Consider the following 20271-nt stretch of genomic DNA (forward strand, 5'->3'; position numbering starts at 1 on the left):
CAGAACCCACGCCCTGAACCGCCCGAGCGCACGGCGACCTCTCGCGCGATTTCAATCGAAATCGCGTCACGACGACGGAACCGCCCCGAGCTCACAGCAATTCGAGGATGGTGGCGTTGGCCATGCCTCCGCCTTCGCACATCGTCTGGAGGCCGTAGCGGATTCCGTTGGCGCGCATGTGGTGCACCAGGCGGGTCATCAGCACCGCGCCGGATCCGCCTAGCGGATGGCCGACCGCGATCGCTCCGCCCAGCGGGCTCAGACGTGCCGGGTCCGCACCCGTCTCGACAAGCCAAGCCAGCGGCACCGGCGCGAACGCCTCGTTGATCTCGAATGCGCCGATGTCGTCGATGTCGAGCCCTGCCCTGCGCAGCGCCTTGTGCGTGGCGGGCCAAGGGGCGGACAGCATCATCACCGGGTCATCCCCGGCCAGCACTGCCGTGTGCACCCTGGCCATCGGCCGCAGCCCGCGTTCGCGGGCGATGTCGCTGGTGGTGATGAGCAGCGCGCCGCTGCCGTCGGAGATCTGCGAGGCGTTGCCCGCGGTGATCACACCGTCCTCGCCGAACGCCGTCTTGAGCTTGCCCAACGACTCCAGGCTTCCACCGCGCCGAACGCCCTCATCGGCTTGCAACTCCGGCAGCTTCACCAGCTGTCCGTCCAGCGCCCCGGAGTCGATCGCCGCAGCGGCTTTCGTGTGCGAGGACAGCGAGTACTCATCGACCTGCTGGCGGGAAAAGCCCCACTTCTCCGCCACCATCTCCGCACCGATGCCCTGGTTGAAGCCCTTCACGCCGTAGCGGTCCAGCACCGAGTCGGGCAACACCTTGTCCACGCCCTTGCGGGCGAAGCCCATCGGCACCCGGCTCATCGACTCCACCCCACCGGCCACCGCGATGTCGTAGTAGCCCGCGATGACCCCGGCGGCAGCCGCGTGCACCGCCTGCTGACTTGAACCGCACTGCCGGTCCACCGAGGTGGCGGGCACCGATTCCGGCCAGCCCGCCGCCAGCACGGAGGTCCGCGCGATGTTGCCCGCCTGCTCCCCCGCCTGGCTCACGTAGCCCCACACCACGTCGTCGACGTCGACCGGTTCGACCCCGGCGCGCTCCACCAGGTCGTTGAGCACGCGCGCGGACAGGTCCGCCGGGTGGATCCCGGACAGCGCGCCGTTGCGCTTGCCAACCGGAGTGCGCACGGCTTCGACGATGACTGCGTCCCTCATCTACTTCTGCTTCCTTCTATCGATCGAAAATTGATCTCCAGTTGGTCCACATTGCACAAGAGCGACAGTTCCCTCTTCATCGCTCCTCCCGTAGCACTCTCACTGCGAAAGCTCAGGTCGGCAACAAGACCCATCAACTGCGCACACCGCCGAAGATCCGGCGGGCATCGCGATCAGGGTCGACCAGCAGCGCCATCACGACGCCTCCGACGAAAACCGCCACGCCGAACAGCTGGAAGGCCTGCGCGTACCCGGCACCGGGAGTCGGCGCGACGTCCACCAGAGCACCGGTCAGCGCCGGTGCGAACAGCCCGGAAAGCGTTTGCAGCGCGAGGAAGAAGCCGAGCGCGCCGGGCTGCTGGCGGGTCGGGCTGATCTGCGACACCACCGAGTTCATCACCGGCACGGGCACCACCATGAACCCGTAGGCCACCACCACGACGGCGACCGCTGCCCAACCACCGCCGATGTAGGGCAACGCGGCCAGCAGTCCACCGCCGATCAACAGCGAGACAGCCGGGACCAGGCCGCGCTGGACGCGGGCGCTGGAGCCGCGCGAGACCATCCGATCGGTCAGCCAGCCGGCCCCGATCATGCCGATCATGCCGGTGATGCTGGGCAGCCCGAACATGCTGCCCGCCTGCACCCGGCTGAACCCGAGCCCCACCTCGAAGTAGGACGGCAGCCAGGTCAGCACCACCGACACCAGCCCGTACACCATGAAGGTGCCGATCGCGCCGCCGATGAAGCTGGGGCTGAGCGCGATCTTGCGGAACGGCACGCGGATCCCGGTGTCGGGCTGCTGCTCGGCGGCCTTGCCGCGCGGTACCGCATAGGGACCTTCGCGGCCGATCAGCAGCCAGGCGACGCACCAGACCGCGCCAACCAGCGCCAACGTCACGAACGCCGCTCGCCAACCCCAGGCCACCACGACCAACGTCAGCACCGGGGCCACCGCGATCTTGGCGATCGAAGCGCCGGAGGACAGCCACGCCGAGGGAAGACTGCGCTTCTCCTTCGGAAACCACTCGAAGGTCCCGGCGTTGGCCATCGCGGTCGCCGGACCTTCCGCCGCGCCCAGCGCGATGCGGCTGACCAGCAGCGCCGCCCCGGTGGCCGACAGCAGCACCGGAACCTGGGTCAACGACCACAGCACAGCGAGTCCCAGCAGCACCCACTTCGTCTTGACCTTGTTGGCCAGGAACCCGACCGCGACACCACTGATGCTGTAGAGGAAGAAAAACGCGCTGCCGATGAAACCGATCTCAGCGCTGCTGAGCCCGAGATCGGCCTTCAGCGGCTGGGCGACTATGCCCAGCACGGCCTTGTCCGCCCAGTTGACGATCATGAACAGCACCAGCATCGCGGTGATGGTCCAGGCCATCGCCGGGCGGAAGACCGGTGGCGCCGCGGAAGCGGCCACAGCGCGGTCCAGGTTGCCAGCGGTCATGCGGACCCTCCCTTCGGAGTGGCCGGTTCGGCGACGGTGCCCACCGGCACCGGCCATTCAACGAGACCCCCATCACGCGGTCAAAGACGCCGATCTGAACGCACGGATAGGCAACCGCTATCGATGCGCAAGCCATCGTGAGCGGCGATAGTGGTTGTTACGGCCATCGCCGCTCACGAACCGCGTCAGCCGAGGATGCGGCGGGCGTCGCGCTCGGGGTTGACCAGCAGCGCGGTGGCGATGCCGCCGACCACGACGGCCAGGCCGAATACCTGGAACGCCAAGGCGAATCCCGCACCCGGCGTCGGTGCGACGTCCACCAGCCAGCCGGTCAGGGCCGGGGCGAACAGCCCGGAGGCCGACTGCAGCGCGAGGAAGACGCCCAGCGTCCCTGCCTGCTGCGCGGGCGGGCAGATCTGCGACACTGCCGCGTTCGCCAGCGGCAACGCGACCGTCCCGATGCCGTATCCGAGCACCACCGCGGTGATCGCGAGCGCCGGCGATGCGAGGTACGGCAGCAGCGCGAGCAGCAGACCGCCGATCAGCAACCCGACCGCGGGGACCAGGCCTCGCTGCACCCGGGAGCTCGAACCGGCCGCCACGCGGCGGTCGCTGAACCACGAGACCACCAGCATCGCGGTCATGCCCGAGATGCTCGGCAGGCCGAACATCGCCCCGGCCTGCAACCGGTCGATGCCCAGCCCCACCTCGAAGTAGGACGGCAGCCAGGTCAGGATCACCGACACCAGCCCGTACATGGTGAAGGTGCCGATGACGCAGCCGACGAAGGTGCGGGACAACGCGATCTGCCGGAACGGCACCCGCTGCACCGCAGGTGCGGACTCCGCCTGACGATCCATCGGCGCCGCGAACGGCCCCTGCCGTCCGATCAACGCCCAGCCCAGCGCCCACACCACTCCGGCCAGCGCCAGCACGATGAACGACGCCCGCCAGCCCCACACCGCGACGATCAGCGCCAGCAGCGGGGCGATGGCGATCTTGGCGATCGACGCGCCGGAGGAAAGCCACGCCGACGGGAAGCTGCGCTTCTCCTTCGGGAACCACTCGAACGCCCCGGCGGTGGCCAGCGCACCCGACGGCCCTTCGGCCGCGCCGAGCCCGATCCGGCTGATCAGCAAGGTGGCGAAGCTGGCCGACACCAGCACCGGCACCATCGTCAACGACCACAGCGCGGCCAGCGTGAACAGCATCCATTTGGTGCGCACCCGGTTGCCGATGAACGCGACGGTCAACCCGGTGACGCTGAACAGGAAGAAGAAGGCGCTGCCGATGAAGCCGACCTGCGCGGAGGTCAGCCCGAGCTCCTCCTTCAGCGGTTGGGCGGCGATGCCGAACACCGTCTTGTCGGCCCAGTTGACCACGATGAACAGCACCAGCATGCCAGTGATCACCCAGGCCATCACCGGCCGGTAGACCGGCGCGGCGGTGCCGGGCGCAGCTTCGTGCACTCTCTCGACGGACATGCGCGGCCCTTCGGCGGGAGTCGGAGCGGTGATCGCAGTGCGGATATCGGGCAATCGGACGATAAGCGGCGAACCACCGCCCGCCAATCGAACGAGACCCCGACCACACCGTCAAAGAGCTAGGTGCTAACGCGCCGATAGCCCACCACTATGGACATCACCCCTGACCGAAAATGGCTTCGTTCCAACTTATTTCGCAGAACAATGGTCCCATCGACCGTGTTCGGCCACCGATCGAGAGGAACCCGCTCGACGAAAGTCGTGATGTTGATGGCACAGCATCGCGCCCACCCGGCGATCAGGATCCGTGGGCCGATCAGCCGATATCTATGCGCCCCTTCGGCACAACCTCGCGGCCTCCCAATGTTCGTCTTCTCGACCACTTCTGGTGGTTCACAACGAGATCACCATCGGGCAAGCTCAAGCGCCGAGTTACGTGGAGGTGACCGGGTTTGGGCCAGTTCAACCGCGGTGAGCGGTTCACCGCAGTGACGACCGGTCTGCTCGTGGCGCTGATCCCAGCGCTGGCGTTGAGCGGCGATGCCCTGATACAGGACGTCGAACACGCCCGCGCAGCACCGCAACTGCCGCCGGACATGGCGATCAACGGCGAGCTTCCCGCCGAGGAGGAGCTCAGCCCGGAATTCCTGGACGAGGTCCGCACCGAGCAGCACCTGGCCGACCGCGCCGAACCCGCGGACCTGGGGCCGACCGGCCAGCTCGGCATCCCGGGCACGGTCTTGGCGGCCTACCAGCGCGCCGACCGGACGTTGGCCAGCACCACTCCGGGCTGCGGTCTGCACTGGTCGGTGCTGGCCGGGATCGGCCGCATCGAGTCCCACCACGCGCGCTCCGGCCGGGTGGACACCAACGGCAAGACCCTGTCGCCGATCCTGGGGCCCCGACTGAACGGCGGGCCGGGAATCGCGGCGATCAGCGACACCGACGGCGGAACCCTGGACGGCGACGTGGTGTGGGACCGCGCGGTCGGCCCGATGCAGTTCATCCCGTCCACCTGGCGAAACCACGCGGCCGACGGAAACGCGGACGGCGCCCGCGACCCGCACAACGTCTTCGACGCAACCCTGGCTTCGGGCCGGTACCTCTGCAGCGGCGGCGGCAACCTGCGCGACCGAACCCAGCTGGCTGCGGCGATCTTCCGCTACAACCACTCGGAGACCTACGTCCGCAACGTGCTCTCCTGGGCAGACGCGTACGCCCGCGGCGTCATGCCGACCCCCAACGACACGAGCATCCCGCAGGACACTTCGCTCCTCGCCTTCGCACCGGGCTTCCCGCCCGACGCCCCACCTCCACCCAACGCGCCCCCCGCCGCCGGAGCAGGGCCAGGCCCGGCTCCGTCCCGCCCACCGGCCCCTGCGCCCGCTCCCCCGCCGCAGGGCCAGAACCCGCCCCCGCCGGGCAACAACAACCCACCGCCGAGCAGCACACCGCCGCCACCGTCGTCGGAGCAGCCACCACCGCCCTCAGAACCTCCGCCCTCGACGGAAGAACCGCCCCCGAGCGAACCCCCGCCAAGCGCGGAGCAGCCACCACTACCGCCCAACTCCACAACCCCGGAGCCCACGCCGACCGCCCCACCTCCCGCGTAGCGTTCGCGGTCGGTCGGCAGCGATCCTGGGTGATACTGGGCCGATGGGAGTTCCGCTGCGCAGTTGGGCAGCCGCGGTCGGCATGCCCGGTTGCCCCACGTCCAGCTACTGGGAGTCGCCGCCGGCCCCGCACGTTTCCACTGCCGTCGGGCGTCGTTGGCAGGGCTCCGCCGGATGGGGCCGGGAACTGCGGGTCCTCCCGGACGGCTGCACGGACATCGTGTGGGACGGCCACGAGCTCGCCATCGTGCGCACCGGCGACGCGCCGGAACGACGCAGACTACGTGCAGCGGCGAAGCCATCCGGCGTGCGGCTGCGCTGCGGAGCAGCGGCGGCCGTGCTCGGAGCACCGCACCTCGGGCCTCCTGGACCTGACCAGCCGCCACCTCGTCGAAAACCCGCCCACTACTGGCGAACCGAAGCGACCAACCCCCACCTCCTCAACCTCCCCCGACGTGAAAGGACGCCATCGAGCCGACTCGAAGGCGCCCTTCACCACGGACCGGTTACCCGATGGGGCGGTCTGTTGGGGCGATTGGGGTTGGGAGGACGTTCCGGTTCGCCAGGTAGGCGTCCACGCCGGCGGCTGCTGAGCGGCCTTCGGCGATTGCCCAGACGATCAGGGACTGGCCTCGGCCGATGTCTCCTGCTGCGAAGAATCCGTCCACTGTGGTCATGAAGTTCTCGTCCCGGGCCACGTTGCCGCGGGGGTCGAGGTCCACGCCGAGGTCGGTCAGGAGGCCTTCTCGTTCTGGGCCGGTGAAGCCCATCGCGAGGAGGACCAGCTGAGCCGGGATCTCACGTTCCGTGCCCGGGACCGGTTCGAAGCCGGGGTCCGTGCGGCGGACCTCCACCAGGCGGAGGGCTCGGACGTGGCCCGAATCGTCGCCGAGCATTTCCTGGGTGCTCACCGAGAAGAGGCGTTCGCCGCCTTCCTCGTGGGCTGAGGAGACCCGGTAGATCATCGGGTAGGTCGGCCACGGGTTCGCGTCCGGGCGCGAGTTCGGCGGGACCGGCATGATCTCCAGTTGCGTCACCGATGCCGCGCCCTGGCGGTGGGCCGTGCCGACGCAGTCCGCTCCGGTGTCGCCGCCGCCGATGACCACCACGTGCTTGCCCTCGGCATGGATCGGCGAGCGCTGGAGGTCGCCTTCCTGCACCTTGTTGGCCAGCGGCAGGTACTCCATCGCCTGGTGCACGCCGTCCAGGGAACGCCCCGGGACCGGCAGGTCGCGGGCCTGGGTCGAGCCGCCCGCGAGCACCACCGCGTCGTAGTCGGCGTGCAGCTGTTCCACCGTGATGTCCACGCCGACGTTCACGCCGGTGCGGAACTCCACGCCCTCGGCGCGCATTTGTCCGAGACGGCGGTCCAGCCGCTGCTTCTCCATCTTGAACTCGGGGATGCCGTAGCGCAGCAGTCCGCCGACGCGGTCAGCCCGCTCGTAGACCACCACGCTGTGCCCCACCCGGGTCAGCTGCTGAGCCGCAGCGAGCCCGGCCGGCCCGGAGCCGATCACAGCGACCTTCTTGCCGGTCGCCGCACGCGGCAGCTGCGGACGGATCCACCCGGCGTCCCAAGCCTTGTCGACGATGCTGATCTCGACCTGCTTGATGCTCACCGGGTCGCTGTTGATGCCGACCACGCACGCCGCCTCGCACGGGGCGGGGCACAACGTCCCGGTGAACTCCGGGAAGTTGTTGGTGGCGTGCAGGCGCTCGGCGGCTTCCTGCCAGTCGTCGCGCCAGACCAGGTCGTTCCACTCCGGGATCAGGTTGCCCAGCGGGCAGCCCTGGTGGCAGAACGGGATGCCGCAGTCCATGCAGCGACCGGCCTGCTTCTGCAACTTCGGCTGCTCGAACTCCAGGTAGACCTCGCGCCAGTCCTTGATGCGCACGTCCACCGGGCGACGCTGCGGCGTTTCCCGCGGCGTCGTCATGAATCCCTTGGGATCAGCCATGAGCCGCCTCCATGATCGCCTCGTTGACGTCGCGGCCGTCGCGTTCGGCAGCGCTGCGCGCCGCGAGCACCCGCTTGAAGTCGCGCGGCATGACCTTGCCGAACCGCTCGACCGAGGTGTCCCAGTCGACCAGCAGCTGGCGGGCCACCGCCGATTCGGTCTGCTCGTAGTGCCGTCGGATCCGGTCGTGCAGGAACTCGCGGTCGATGTCGTCCAGCGGGTCCAAGTCGACCATCTCCGGGTTGATCCGCGCGGGATCGTGGTCGAGCACGTAGGCTATGCCGCCGGACATGCCGGCCGCGAAGTTGCGCCCGGTCCGCCCGAGGATCACCACACGACCGCCGGTCATGTACTCGCAACCGTGGTCACCGATGCCTTCCACGACCGCGACGGCGCCGGAGTTGCGCACCGCGAACCGCTCGCCGACCACACCGCGCACGAACAGCTCACCGCTGGTCGCGCCGTAGAGCAGCACGTTGCCGGCGATGATGTTCTGCTCGGCCGCGAACGGCGCCGAGGTGTCCGGCCGGACCACGATCCGGCCACCGGAGAGACCCTTGCCGACGTAGTCGTTGGCATCGCCCAGCAATCGCATGGTGATGCCGCGCGGAACGAACGCCCCGAAGGACTGCCCGGCCGAGCCGGTGAACGTCACGTCGATGGTGTCGTCCGGCAGGCCTTCGCCGCCCCACCGCCGGGTCAGTTCGGAGCCGAGCATGGTGCCGACGGTGCGGTTGACGTTGCGCACCGGGATGTCCAGCCGAACCGGCCGGCATTCCTTCAGCGCGCCTTCGCACAGCTGGATCAGCGTGTTGTCCAGTGCCTTCTCCAGCCCGTGGTCCTGCTCGACGACCTGGTGACGCGCGGTGCCCTCCGGCAGTTCCGGCACGTGCGTGATCGGCGTGAGGTCCAGGCCCTGGGTCTTCCAGTGCCGCACGGCCTCCGAGGTGTCCAGCAAGTCGGCCTGCCCGATCGCTTCGTCGAGGCTCCGGAAACCCAGTGCTGCCAGGTATTCCCGGACTTCCTGGGCGACGAACTCGAAGAAGTTCACCACGTGCTCGGCCTTGCCGGTGAACTTCGCGCGCAGCTGCGGGTTCTGCGTGGCCACGCCCACCGGGCAGGTGTCGAGGTGGCAGACCCGCATCATGATGCAGCCCGAGACCACCAGCGGAGCGGTGGCGAAGCCGTACTCCTCGGCGCCGAGCAGCGCCGCGATCACCACGTCGCGCCCGGTCTTGAGCTGCCCGTCGGTCTGCACCACGATCCGGTCGCGCAGGTCGTTGGCCAGCAGCGTCTGCTGCGTCTCGGCCAGCCCGAGCTCCCAGGGACCACCAGCGTGCTTGATGGACGACAGCGGCGAAGCGCCAGTTCCGCCGTCGTGACCGGAGATCAGCACCACGTCCGCGTGCGCCTTCGACACACCCGCCGCGACCGTGCCAACGCCCACTTCGGACACCAGCTTGACGTGGATCCGCGCCCTGGGGTTGGCGTTCTTCAGGTCGTGGATCAGCTGCGCCAGATCTTCGATCGAGTAGATGTCGTGGTGCGGCGGCGGCGAAATCAGCCCCACACCCGGCGTCGAGTGCCGGGTCTTGGCCACCCACGGGTACACCTTGTGCCCGGGCAGCTGGCCACCTTCGCCGGGCTTGGCACCCTGCGCCATCTTGATCTGGACATCGTCGGAGTTGACCAGGTACTCGCTGGTCACGCCGAACCGGCCGGAAGCGACCTGCTTGATCGCCGAGCGCCGCGAATCGCCGTTGGCGTCCGGGGTGAACCGCTCGGCGTCCTCGCCGCCCTCACCGGTGTTGGACTTGCCGCCCAACCGGTTCATCGCGATCGCCAGCACCTCGTGCATCTCCTGCGAGATCGACCCGTAGGAGATGGCGCCGGTGGCGAACCGCTTGACGATGGACGACACCGGTTCGACCTGCTCGATCGGCACCGGCTTGCGCGCGCCCTCGCGGAACTTGAACAACCCGCGCAGGGTCATCAGCTCGCGGGACTGGTCGTCGACCGCCTTGGTGTACTCCTTGAACACCTCGTAGCGACCGCTGCGGGTGGAGTGCTGGAGCTTGAACACCGTGGTCGGGTTGAACAGGTGCGGCTCACCTTCGCGCCGCCACTGGTGCTCGCCGCCGACCTGCAGCGTCCGGTGCGGCGCCCGCACCCCGTCGGACGGGTAGGCGCGCCGGTGCCGGTCGGCGACTTCCTGCGCCAGCACGTCGAATCCGACGCCGCCGAGGCGCGAAGTCGTGCCGGTGAAGCACTGCTGCACGACCTCTTCGCCGAGCCCGATCGCCTCGAAGATCTGCGCACCGGTGTAGGAGGCCACGGTGGACACTCCCATCTTGGACATCGTCTTGCGAACGCCCTTGCCCAGCGCCTTGATCAGGTTGTCGGTGGCCTGCTTGGCGTCCACGCCCTGGATCACGCCGGTACCGACGAGATCTTCAACGGTGGCCATCGCCACATACGGGTTAACGGCAGCGGCCCCGTAACCGATGAGAAGAGCGACATGGTGCACTTCACGGACGTCACCGGCTTCGACGATCAAGCCCACCTGGGTGCGGTTCTTCTCCCGCACCAGGTGGTGGTGCACCGCACCCGTGGCCAGCAGCGACGGGATCGGCGCGTGCTCGGCGTCCGCGGTGCGGTCGGAGAGCACCAGCACGTGCGCACCATCCACGACGGCGGCCGAAACCTCCTCGCAGATCTCGTCGAGCCGGTTGCGCAGCGCTTCGCCACCACCCGCGACGTGGTAGGTCATCGACACCACCGCGGGTTTCAGGCCCGGCCGGTCACCGTCGTCGTCGAGGTGCACGATCTTGGCGAGCTGGTCGTTGTCCAGCACCGGGAACGGCAGTGCCAGGTTCCGGCAAGCCGCCGGGTCGTGGTCGAGCAGGTTGTGCTCCGGCCCGACGTGCGTGCCCAGCGAGGTGACCAGCTCTTCCCGGATCGCGTCCAGCGGCGGGTTGGTGACCTGCGCGAACAGCTGGGTGAAGTAGTCGAACAGCTGCCGCGGGCGTTCGGAGAACGCGGCGAAGGGCACGTCGTTGCCCATCGAACCGATGGGTTCGGCGCCGTTGGTGGCCATCGGCTTGAGCAGCACGCCGAGTTCTTCCTGCGTGTAGCCGAAGACCTGCTGGCGGTGCACCAGCGAGTCGTGCGAGGGCAGTTCCCGCTCGCGGTCCGGCAGGTCCGCCAGGCGCACCACGCCCTCGTCCAGCCACTCCTGGTACGGGTACTCGGCGGCGAGCTCGCCCTTGATCTCGTCGTCGTCGATGATGCGGCCGGCTACGGTGTCGACCAGGAACATCCGGCCCGGCTGCAGGCGGCCCTTGCGGACGACCTTGTCCGGCTCGACCTCCAGCACGCCGACCTCGCTGGCCAGCACGACCAGTCCGTCCTCGGTCACCCAGTAGCGCCCCGGGCGCAGACCGTTGCGGTCGAGCACCGCGCCGATCTGGGTGCCGTCGGTGAACGCGACCAGCGCCGGGCCGTCCCAGGGTTCCATCAGGTAGTTGTGGAACTCGTAGAACGCCCGGCGGGCCGGGTCCATCTCGGCGTGGTTCTCCCACGCCTCCGGGATCATCATCAGCACCGCGTGCGGCAGGCTGCGTCCGCCCAGGTGCAGCAGTTCCAGCACCTCGTCGAAGGTCGCCGAGTCGCTGCCGTCCGGGGTGGCGATCGGGTACAACCGCTGCAGGTCACCGGGAATCAGGTCGGTGGCCAGCATGCTCTCGCGGGTCCGCATCCAGTTGCGGTTTCCCCTGAGCGTGTTGATCTCGCCGTTGTGCGCGATGAACCGGTACGGATGCGCCAGCGGCCACGACGGGAACGTGTTCGTGGAGAACCGGCTGTGCACCAGGCCGATCGCGCTGGCGAACCGCTCGTCACCGAGGTCCGGGTAGAACGCGCCGAGCTGGGCCTCGGTCAGCATCCCCTTGTAGACGATGGTGCGTGCCGACAGGCTCGGGAAGTAGACCTCGACTTCGTGCTCGGCCCGCTTGCGCACGCAGAACGCGAGCCGTTCCAGGCGAAGCGGATCATCGGCGCCGTCGACGAGGGAAACCGGCGCGACGAAGAGCTGCCGGAAGCTCGGCATCGTCTCGCGCGCCGAGGTGCCGGCGCAGTCGGGTGCGACCGGCAGGTCGCGCCAGCCGAGCAGTCGCAAGCCCTCTTCGGCCACGATCCGCTCGATGGTCTCAGCTGCCTGCGCCGCGGCTTCGGGCTCGGCGGGCAGGAACGCCGTGCCGACCGCGTAACCACCGCGTTCGGGCAGGTCGAAGGGCACTTCGGCGCGAAAGAACGCGTCCGGGACCTGGGTCAGCAGACCGACACCGTCACCGGTGTCCGGGTCGGCGCCCTTGGCGCCGCGGTGTTCCAGGTTGCGCAGCGTGGTCAGCGCTTTTTCCACGAGTTCGTGGCTCTGCCGACCCTGCAGGTCGGCGACGAAAGCAACACCGCACGCGTCGTGTTCGTTGGCCGGGTCGTAAAGACCATCGGCGGCGGCGCTGCGTTGCGCCAAGCTTCTTGCATGGTGAGAAAGGGGCATCGTACCTCCCGTCGCCAGGCCGCGATCCGCATCCGGGCATGACTGACCCACGGCGGAGCCGCAAGAACCTTTGGGGGCACTGACAAAAGGATGCGCCATTGCACTCTTGGTCAGTTTGAGGAACTCTACATTTCGAGTGCGCTGAAGGCTACCGTCAAGTAACGCGAAATTAAGCGAAAGTTTCGCGACTCCCAGGAGCTGGGACGACGCTGTCACATCCCTGCGAGTGCAGGGGATTCTGCACTACGACACTATCCATACGCGACTGCCGAGCGCCACAAGTGGCGTTGTTCACGATCTGCTTGCGGCAACGGCGAAGCGTCGCGCGGCGGCCTCGGATTCGTTTCAGAACGGGCATTTTCACAGGCCGTCGAGGCGAATTCACCCGATTGCCCAATGGCTTCGCATTCCGGAAAACGGCTGGTGATCCAGCCGCTTTCCGGAAGCTCAAGACCTCAGCGGGACTCCGGCCGGACCTCGTCACCGACGAGCGCCGAGGGATCCTCGGGAGCGCTCGCGATCGTGCGATTCCGGACGAACAGACCGAGCAGTGCCAACAGCAGCAATCCGAGCAACAGGTACGGATTGCCGAAGAAGTGCTCCAGCGGAGTCCACGGCGGACCGGCGGGCAACGATTTGAACACGGCCGCCAGCACGGTCACCGAGCTCAGCACGGTGATGGCGAACCAGCCAACGCTGCGCAGCCGAACGGAGTAGCCGAGCATCACCAGCAGAGCAGGGGCGCACCACACCCAGTGGTCCGACCACGACGTCGGCGAGACCAGCAGCGCGAGCAGCCCGTTGGCCACCACCGCCAGCGCCGGTTCGGTGCGGCGAACCGCGTAGGCCACCACCGCCGCGCAAGCCAGCGAAAGCAGCAGCCACAGCCCGTTCTGCACCGACGGCGCCAGCTCCAGGCGGGCCAGTCCACCCATGATCGACTGGTTGGTGTGGAAGGCGGATCCGCTCACGCCGTGCGCCGGGCCCTTGCCGAACCAGTACTCCACCGAAGCCTGGTAGTTCAGCGCGAAACCCACCAAGGTGCCAAAAGCGGCAGTCACCACGGCGGTCACCGCAGCGCGGAACTCCTTGCGGAACAGGAGGAACAGCAGGAAAGCGGCAGGCGTCAGCTTGATCGCCGCGGCGATGCCGATCAGCAGACCGCGCGGCCAGCGCGGATTTGGCGTCAGGCAGTCGACGATGACCAGACCCATCAGCGCGATGTTGATCTGGCCGAGCCCGAACGAGGCGTAGACCGGCTCCAGGAACAGCGTCCAGGGCAGCACCGCAATCGCCACGGCGAACGCGCCGCGCCGCTCGACGGCCGGCCATAGGTGCCGCGTGACCAGGTACAGCGCCGCGCCGATGGCGAGCATGTCGACCACGTACAGCGCGGCCAACCCGGCGACGAACGGCAGCAGCGCGAACGGCAGCAGCGGTATCAGCGCGAACGGCGGGTACACCCAGGGCAGGACGCGCCCGATGCTGACCGTCGGGGCGCTGTTCATGATGTCGCCGCCGGACAGCCAGGTGTGCACCGCCCACCGGTAGACCTGGTAGTCGATGGCCGAGTTGTGGTCCAGCCCGGCTCTGCGCATGACGAGCAGCAGCACGAAGGACACGACCAGCAGCGGCACCGACACCGCGATGATGGCGCGCGAACGCCGCGTCACGAAGTCGCGCAGGCGGTCTGGAAGTTCACCGAGGTCAAGCGCAGGATGGCCGGACTTGAACTGCACCGTGGCCAAACTGGGTCCTCTCGATCGGGCGACCGACGTCGATCACCGATGCGTGATCGGTCGATCACGCCGCGTTCGCCAGGTCGCGGGAAATTCCCGTTGCAGAACCGGAAAACTCTATCGCACCGAACGTTCGCCCCAGGAGACGGCTCGCCGGGAACCGCCGGTCACCACACCTTCCCGTCGAGCGATCCCAGCAGCTTGATCAGCAGCGCCGTCAACTGCTCGCGCTCGTCGTCGTCCAACGGCTCGAGCATCTGCCGCTCCCGCTCGAGCTGCTCCGGGAACAGCCAGTCGATCAGTTCCCGACCGCGCTCGGTGAGGTGCACGTCGATCTCCCGGCGGTCGCGCTGGGAGGCGGTGCGACTGATCAGCCCTTCTGCCTCCAGCCGGGCGAGGCGCTTGGTGGTGGCCGCCCCGGAGGACAGCGTCTCCTTGGTGAGCTGGCTGGGCCGCAGCCCTCCCCCGGCCCGGCGCAGCGCGCTGAGCACCTCGAACTCCATCCGCGACACGCCCACCTCGGCGAACGCCGCGTCGGTGAGGTGGTTGGTCAGCGCACCGAGCCGTCGCACCCGGCCGATCACGTCGACCGGGGACACGTCGAGGTCCGGCCGCTGCTCGCGCCACTGCGCGCAGATCCGTCCGACCGCGTCGTCCAACGTGACTCCTTCACGAGTAAACCATCTGGTAATATTTTACTAGTGAACGTTCTCCCCGACCACGCCGAGCCCGAATCCGCCTTATCCCGCCTGCGCCGAACCCTGCGCGTCCGCGACGCACTGCGGTTCACCCGAGTTGTCGGGGGTGTGACGGTCCCAGCGCTGAGGATCGGGCTGTCGTTCGGCGCCCCGATCGCCCTGCTGGCGACGATCGGACGCCTGGATCTGGTGCCCTTCGCCGCGTTCGGCGCGTTCACCTCGTTGTACTGCCGGATCGACACCTGGTCCCGGCGGGCGCGCCTGCTCCCGCTCATCGCGCTGGGCCTGGTCGTGAGCGTGGCCACAGCATCGATGATCGCCGCCGCCACCGGCAACGAACTCATCGGGGTCCTGGTGCTCACGGCGATCGCGACGCTGGGCAAGCTGGCCTCCGACGTGCTGGGCTTCGGCCCACCCGGCGGCCTGATGTTCGTCTTCGCGGCCGGCGCCGCCGCCTACTCCGCCCACGACTTGTCGGCCATCGGCCCGCACATGGGTGTCATGGCGGTATCCGCTGCGTTCTCCGTGGCGTTGAGCCTGCTCGGCAACCTCCTGCACCCGACCGGCCCGCACCGCATCGCCACTGCTCGCGCGCTCGTCGCGGTCGCCGATCACCTCGAAACACCGAACCCGGCCACCCGCCACCGCGCGCACCTCGCGGTGCACCGGGCGTCAACGACCCTGCGCGGCAACGGGCGCGCCGTCGCTTCTCTCCGCGCACACCTGGCCGACGCCGAGCACCTGCTCCACCACCCCGCCGAGGCGGACCACCTCCGAGACCTCGCCCGCAAGCTCCACCGCAGCCGGATCCCGGAGCCGCAGTTCCAGTCGAAACTGCACACCCCCCGATCGCAGTCCCAACCGACACTGCGGTCCCGGATCTCCCCGTTCCTGCCGAACGCCGGACGGATGCTGATCGCCTGCCTGCTCGCCGGGCTGATCACCATCGCGGTGGGCCTCGACCACGCCTACTGGGCGGTCGTGTCGGCCAGCGCGGTCCTGCAGTCGACCAACGCCACGGCCACCTGGCACCGCACGGTCCAGCGCATGACCGGCACCCTCGCCGGGGCGGTGGTCGCGTTCGCCATGTTCGGCTTCCACCCAAGCCCGCTGGCGATCATGGTCCTGGTGGTCGTCTGCCAACTGATCGCCGAGCTGTTCGTCCAGTCCAACTACGCGCTGGGCCTGGTGTTCGTCACTCCCCTGGCCCTCGGCCTGGCCTCGCTGAGCAACCCGACGACGCACAACGAGCTGATCGTCGAGCGCATCTCCACGACGGTCCTCGGCGCGTTGATCGCAGCGGCGGTGAGCCTGACCCTGATCAACCGCCAGTCCAACCGCCGCCTGAACGCGGCCCTCGCCGAATGCCGCGAAGCCCAACAGCACCTGTACGAGGCGGAGGAGTCCACTGTGGACGACGCCCGCGCCCGCCTCACGCGCGCGGTCTTCACCCTCCGGAACGCCCACGCGGTCGCCGACGGCGAGATCTGGCACCGAAACCCCCGCACCCGGGAAGTCCTCGACACCGAGCACCAGGCCTACGAACTCCTCGCCGCCACCGTTGCTCGCAAGCAGGACACCGCCGCCGCGAAGTGACCTGAACACGTTTCCGTCAATGCGCAACGCCTGATCACCCGGCTCGTGCTGCGCGACGCCTTCGCTCCGCTGCTGCGCCGCGGCTTCGGCGACACCGCCAGCCGACGTCGGCTCGCCGACCACTTCGACCGGATCGCCTCCCCGAGGGCCCCGCAGAGCCAGTCCGAGTGAGCTCCCACCGACGAAGCCCCGCCCGCCTGGGGACGCCACTGGCTAATTGATCAGCCCGGTGACAGTCGTCGAACAACCCGGCGGACCTGAGCGGGTCACGGACGCCGGGTTGAATCGCGCTCCATCAGCTCGGGGCGGAGCAACTGGGTCTTCCGCCGGCCTGCCGGATCGGCGATGCGCTCGAAGAGGTAATCCACGGCGGTCGCGCCCACTTCCTCGGCGGGCAGCCGGAGCGTGGTCAAGGCCGGTTCCAGGTACGCCGCGAACGGGTGGTCGCCGTAGCCGACGACCAGCACGTCGTCCGGCACGGTCAGGCCGCATTCCCGCAGGGCTTTGAGGATGCCCAGCGCGAAGTAGTCATTGCCCGCGACGATGAGGTCCGGGTGGTTCTGCGCGGTGATCAGGTTCGCCGCCATCTGGTGGGCGTCGTCCGGTCGCCACGGCAGGCTTGCGCCCGCCGTGCGCCGGGTCTGCACCTTGATCACCAGCGAGCGCTGTTGGTCGATGTCCGCGGAGTCCAGCGCGCGTCGGAACCCGGCGATCCGCGCCTCCGTCGTGCTGATCCGCAGGTCTTCCTCGAACAGCCACGCCCGGTCGATTCCTGCGGAGAACCGCTCGACCGCGTCCGCGACGCCGGCCCCGGCGTCGATGCCCACGAAGTCGAAGCCGAACTCGGGGATGTCCCGGCTGACGAAGACCACGGGAATCTTCGCGGTCGCCAGCCGGGACCAGCTGTCCCCCTTGTCCTGCACCGGAATCCCGATGACCCCGTCGACGCCGTAGGTCATCAGTTGCTGGACCGCGCCCTCCTCGTTCTCCTCCGACTCCTCGGTGACCACCAGCAGCACCGAATAGCCGGACTTGCGGCAGCGCTGCTCCACGGCCGAGATCAGCGCGGCGTAGAACGGGTTGGACGGGTTGGTGATGACCAGGCCGATGACCATCGTGCGGCCGGACACGAGCGAACGGGCGTGGCTGTTCGGGACATAGCCGAGCCGGTCGGCCTCGGCTCGGATGGCGTTGCGGGTCCGTTCGCTGACCTGGCTCTTGCCCGCCAGCGCCCGCGAGATCGTGTTGACCGACAGACCGACCTCGTCAGCAACGTCCTGCAGCGTCACGCGACGCGAACGAACCATGAACTCCCCAACGCCTAACGGTGTCCGCTGATCAGCTCTTGCCGACCAGGTAGATCCGCACCGTCGCAGCGGGCTCCGGGCCGACTACGCGACAGCTTAGCCGCAGCCACTGCCCGAACCCGGTGACCAGCCAGCTGGTGACGCCGACCGAGTCCACCCGGTGCTCGACGTCGTCGAGGTCGCACCAGTGCAGGCCGTCCGGCGAGATCTGCGTGGTGAACTCCAAACCCGTATCGGCGCCGTCGAATTCGAGCGCGTGCACGAAGAAGCGCGCTTCGCTCGCCCAAGGCAGTTCGTAGGGTTCCGTGGTGAACGACGTGCGCACCTTCGCCTTGCGCTCCAGAACCGCCGTCGTCGTCGATCGCATCGTGAGCATGTCACCAGTCCGCCGAGATGAGGACCGAGTCCAGGAACAGGAAGTTCCGGACGTCGGCGTGGGTTCGCACCGAGAAGTAGAAGTTCAGCAGGTTGTCCAGCGTCCGGTACCGATCCGGGTACACCGGGACCGGGACGTCGCGCATGTCCATGACCCGGTCGTTGATCTGCAGCTCGACGTTGGTCCTGGATTCGGTGTCGATCTGCCAGCGCAGGTAGTGCCAGTTGATCTTGGTCGGCACCTCGTTGACGCACAGCTCGAGGGGCTCGCCGAAGTAGCGCCAGTCGTTCGGGTCCGGTGCGGTGAAGTCGCTGGCGTAGGGCAGCGCGAACTTGCCCTCGAAGTGATCCCGCGGGGTCGGCTCGGGCACGGTGGGATACATCCACCGGTTCGTCATCTCGTTGTCCAGGTCGGTGTTCTGGTAGCGCGCGACGTTGTGGTAGCGCACCCCCCCGTCCGAGCAGATGTCGGTCGCCACGGTGAACGCGCCGAACTCCGCCTCCGAGGGGTGGCGGTTGCCGTCCCAGCTCACCCCTTGCGCTGCCTGCCGCGGCGCGCCGACGTTCGCCTCGGCCTTGAACGCGAAGTGGGTCTCGATCTGCACCAGTCCCCGACCGGCCATCGTCAGCCGGCGGATGGCGACCGCGGTGTGCCCCTTGTGCGGGCGGGTGGCGAGCTTGAGCGCGTAGTTACCGCTCAAGGTGCCGTGCGTGCCGACGTCGAAGAACGAGCACGTGGACAGCTGCGGCGGGCGGAAGTCCCACATGTGGTCGTCGACGGTGTCGAGATCTCCGGTGCCGTCGTAGTTGCCGAGCAGCTCCGTCCACCCGTGCGTGCTCGAGTCGAACTTGTCGAAGCAGACGACGCGAGGGAGCGGGTTGAACTTGGACAGCTCCACGTCGTGCCCGGGCAACAAGCGAGGTCATCGATGACACGACGAATAAGCCGAGCGACGGTCGCTTCGACGATCGGCACAGCTCTGGAGTGGTACGACTTCTCCCTCTACGGGACCGCGGCCGCGCTCGTGTTCCCGGTCGTGTTCTTCCCAGCGGGCGACGGCTTCGCCGCCACGTTGTCCTCGCTGGCGACCTTCGCGGTCGGATTCCTCGCGCGTCCGGTCGGGGGCGTGCTCATCGGCATCATGGGCGACCGCATCGGGCGCCGGACGATGCTGTTCCTGACGCTGTTGCTGATGGCGGCCTCGTCAACGCTGATCGGCTGCCTGCCCAGCTACGCGAGCATCGGCGTCGCCGCGCCCGCCCTGCTCATCGCCCTACGCGTCCTGCAGGGCATCGGCGCGGGCGGCGAGTATGCCGGCGCGATGCTGCTCTCGCCCGAGCACGCTGACCGCCGCTCGCGCGGCCTGAACGCGAGCGCCCCGACGCTCGGCAACGCGGTCGGCGCGCTGATCGCCACGGGCGTCTTCGCCCTGACCTCCGCGGTCATGTCCGAGGCGCAGTTCCTCGCCTTCGGCTGGCGGATTCCCTTCCTGATCAGCTGCCTCATCGGGGTCGCCGGCCTGCTCATCCGCCTGAAGATCTCCGACAGCCCCGAATTCGACGAAGCCAAGCAAGACGACCGCGTCTCCCGCACTCCGCTGCGCGACCTGCTGACGACCTCCCGCCGCCAGGTCCTCACCGGCATGCTCATCAGCGTCGCGCCGAACGTCATCAGCTACCTGCCGTCGGTCTACGCGCTGACCTACCTGGCCAACAACGTCGGCGCACCGACGTGGATCGGGCTCGGCGGCATCGTCATCGCCAATCTGGTCAAGCTGGTGACCGTGCCCACCGCGGGCTGGCTGTGCGACCGGTTCGGCCGACGTCCGGTGATGATCGCCGGTTCAGTGGCCGGCGCGGTGATGTTCTACCCGTTCTTCGTCATGCTCGACACCGGCACCCCGGTGCTGGTGTGGGCGGCCTTCGTCCTCGTGTTCACGCTCTGCAACGACCTCACCCTCGCCTCCCAGGCGACGATGCTCTCCGAGCTCTTCGACGTGCGGTACCGCTACATCGGAGTCACCTTCAGCCGCGAACTGGTCGGCGCGGTGGTCGGCGGCTGCCTGCCACTCGTCGGGGCGCAGCTGAGCGAGTGGACCGCCGGGTACTGGAGCATCGTCCTGCTGTGCGTGGCGCTCTGCCTGCTCTCCACGCTCGGCGCTCTGCTGTTCGTGGAGCCGGAGCACTTGCGCGGACAGCGCTCCGAAGTCGCTATTCGCAGATGAGACCGCATTGATTCAGGGGTGTCCCTTCCCGCCCCGAAACCGC

The 20271-nt window shown here is 68.5% G+C and carries 14 protein-coding genes; 4 read left to right on the forward strand and 10 right to left on the reverse strand.

Going from position 1 to position 20271, the window contains the following annotated elements; genetic code table 11:
- Positions 1–91: 91 nt before the first annotated feature.
- From ACWCO2_RS18720 to ACWCO2_RS18730, 3 genes are all read right to left on the reverse strand, one after another.
- Entirely contained in the window at positions 92–1225 is a 1134-nt protein-coding gene (locus tag ACWCO2_RS18720) for a thiolase family protein (protein WP_450128998.1), read from the reverse strand.
- A 133-nt stretch (positions 1226–1358) separates the two neighbouring features.
- On the reverse strand, positions 1359–2675 hold the full coding sequence (locus ACWCO2_RS18725; RefSeq protein WP_450128999.1) for an MFS transporter: 1317 nt from the start codon (positions 2673–2675) through the stop codon (positions 1359–1361).
- A gap of 185 nt (positions 2676–2860) precedes the next feature.
- Positions 2861–4159 (reverse strand): MFS transporter, encoded by a 1299-nt coding sequence (locus ACWCO2_RS18730; RefSeq protein WP_450129000.1) that lies wholly within the window; start codon positions 4157–4159, stop codon positions 2861–2863.
- 452 nt (positions 4160–4611) lie between these two features.
- On the opposite strand from ACWCO2_RS18730, the gene ACWCO2_RS18735 reads away from it, so the two are divergent.
- Positions 4612–5772, forward strand: a complete 1161-nt coding sequence (locus ACWCO2_RS18735) for a lytic transglycosylase domain-containing protein (protein WP_450129001.1) — start codon at positions 4612–4614, stop codon at positions 5770–5772.
- Between the two features lie 506 nt (positions 5773–6278).
- Here ACWCO2_RS18735 and ACWCO2_RS18740 read toward each other — a convergent pair.
- From ACWCO2_RS18740 to ACWCO2_RS18755, 4 genes are all read right to left on the reverse strand, one after another.
- Positions 6279–7730: a glutamate synthase subunit beta gene (locus ACWCO2_RS18740; protein WP_450129002.1), complete on the reverse strand. Its 1452-nt coding sequence runs from the start codon at positions 7728–7730 to the stop codon at positions 6279–6281.
- Positions 7723–12288 carry a glutamate synthase large subunit gene (gene gltB, locus ACWCO2_RS18745; RefSeq protein WP_450129003.1) on the reverse strand — a complete coding sequence of 1522 codons (4566 nt, stop codon included), beginning with the start codon at positions 12286–12288 and terminating at the stop codon, positions 7723–7725. Before gltB ends, ACWCO2_RS18740 begins: the two co-directional genes overlap by 8 nt.
- 455 nt (positions 12289–12743) lie before the next feature.
- Positions 12744–14027: a glycosyltransferase family 87 protein gene (locus tag ACWCO2_RS18750; RefSeq protein WP_450129058.1), complete on the reverse strand. Its 1284-nt coding sequence runs from the start codon at positions 14025–14027 to the stop codon at positions 12744–12746.
- A gap of 167 nt (positions 14028–14194) precedes the next feature.
- Entirely contained in the window at positions 14195–14686 is a 492-nt protein-coding gene (locus tag ACWCO2_RS18755; protein WP_450129004.1) for a MarR family winged helix-turn-helix transcriptional regulator, read from the reverse strand.
- A gap of 42 nt (positions 14687–14728) precedes the next feature.
- Between ACWCO2_RS18755 and ACWCO2_RS18760 the strand changes: the two genes are divergently transcribed.
- Positions 14729–16321 (forward strand): FUSC family protein, encoded by a 1593-nt coding sequence (locus ACWCO2_RS18760; protein WP_450129005.1) that lies wholly within the window; start codon positions 14729–14731, stop codon positions 16319–16321.
- A 45-nt stretch (positions 16322–16366) separates the two neighbouring features.
- Complete coding sequence (locus ACWCO2_RS18765) at positions 16367–16492, forward strand: hypothetical protein (protein ID WP_450129006.1); 126 nt, start codon at positions 16367–16369, stop codon at positions 16490–16492.
- Positions 16493–16587: 95 nt separating this feature from the next.
- On the opposite strand, the gene ACWCO2_RS18770 is transcribed toward ACWCO2_RS18765, so the two are convergent.
- Genes ACWCO2_RS18770 through ACWCO2_RS18780 form a run of 3 tightly spaced genes read right to left on the reverse strand, consistent with a single transcriptional unit; the run spans position 16588 to position 18917 of the window.
- A complete protein-coding gene (locus tag ACWCO2_RS18770) occupies positions 16588–17628 on the reverse strand; it encodes a LacI family DNA-binding transcriptional regulator (RefSeq protein ID WP_450129007.1) in 1041 nt (346 codons plus the stop codon).
- A gap of 31 nt (positions 17629–17659) precedes the next feature.
- On the reverse strand, positions 17660–17995 hold the full coding sequence (locus tag ACWCO2_RS18775; RefSeq protein ID WP_450129008.1) for a hypothetical protein: 336 nt from the start codon (positions 17993–17995) through the stop codon (positions 17660–17662).
- A gap of 10 nt (positions 17996–18005) precedes the next feature.
- A complete protein-coding gene (locus tag ACWCO2_RS18780; protein WP_450129009.1) occupies positions 18006–18917 on the reverse strand; it encodes a DUF6772 family protein in 912 nt (303 codons plus the stop codon).
- Between the two features lie 15 nt (positions 18918–18932).
- Here ACWCO2_RS18780 and ACWCO2_RS18785 point away from each other — a divergent pair, with 15 nt between their 5' ends.
- Positions 18933–20228: an MFS transporter gene (locus tag ACWCO2_RS18785; RefSeq protein ID WP_450129010.1), complete on the forward strand. Its 1296-nt coding sequence runs from the start codon at positions 18933–18935 to the stop codon at positions 20226–20228.
- The last annotated feature ends 43 nt before the right edge of the window (positions 20229–20271 follow it).

This window comes from Saccharopolyspora sp. NPDC002376 (assembly GCF_053593195.1).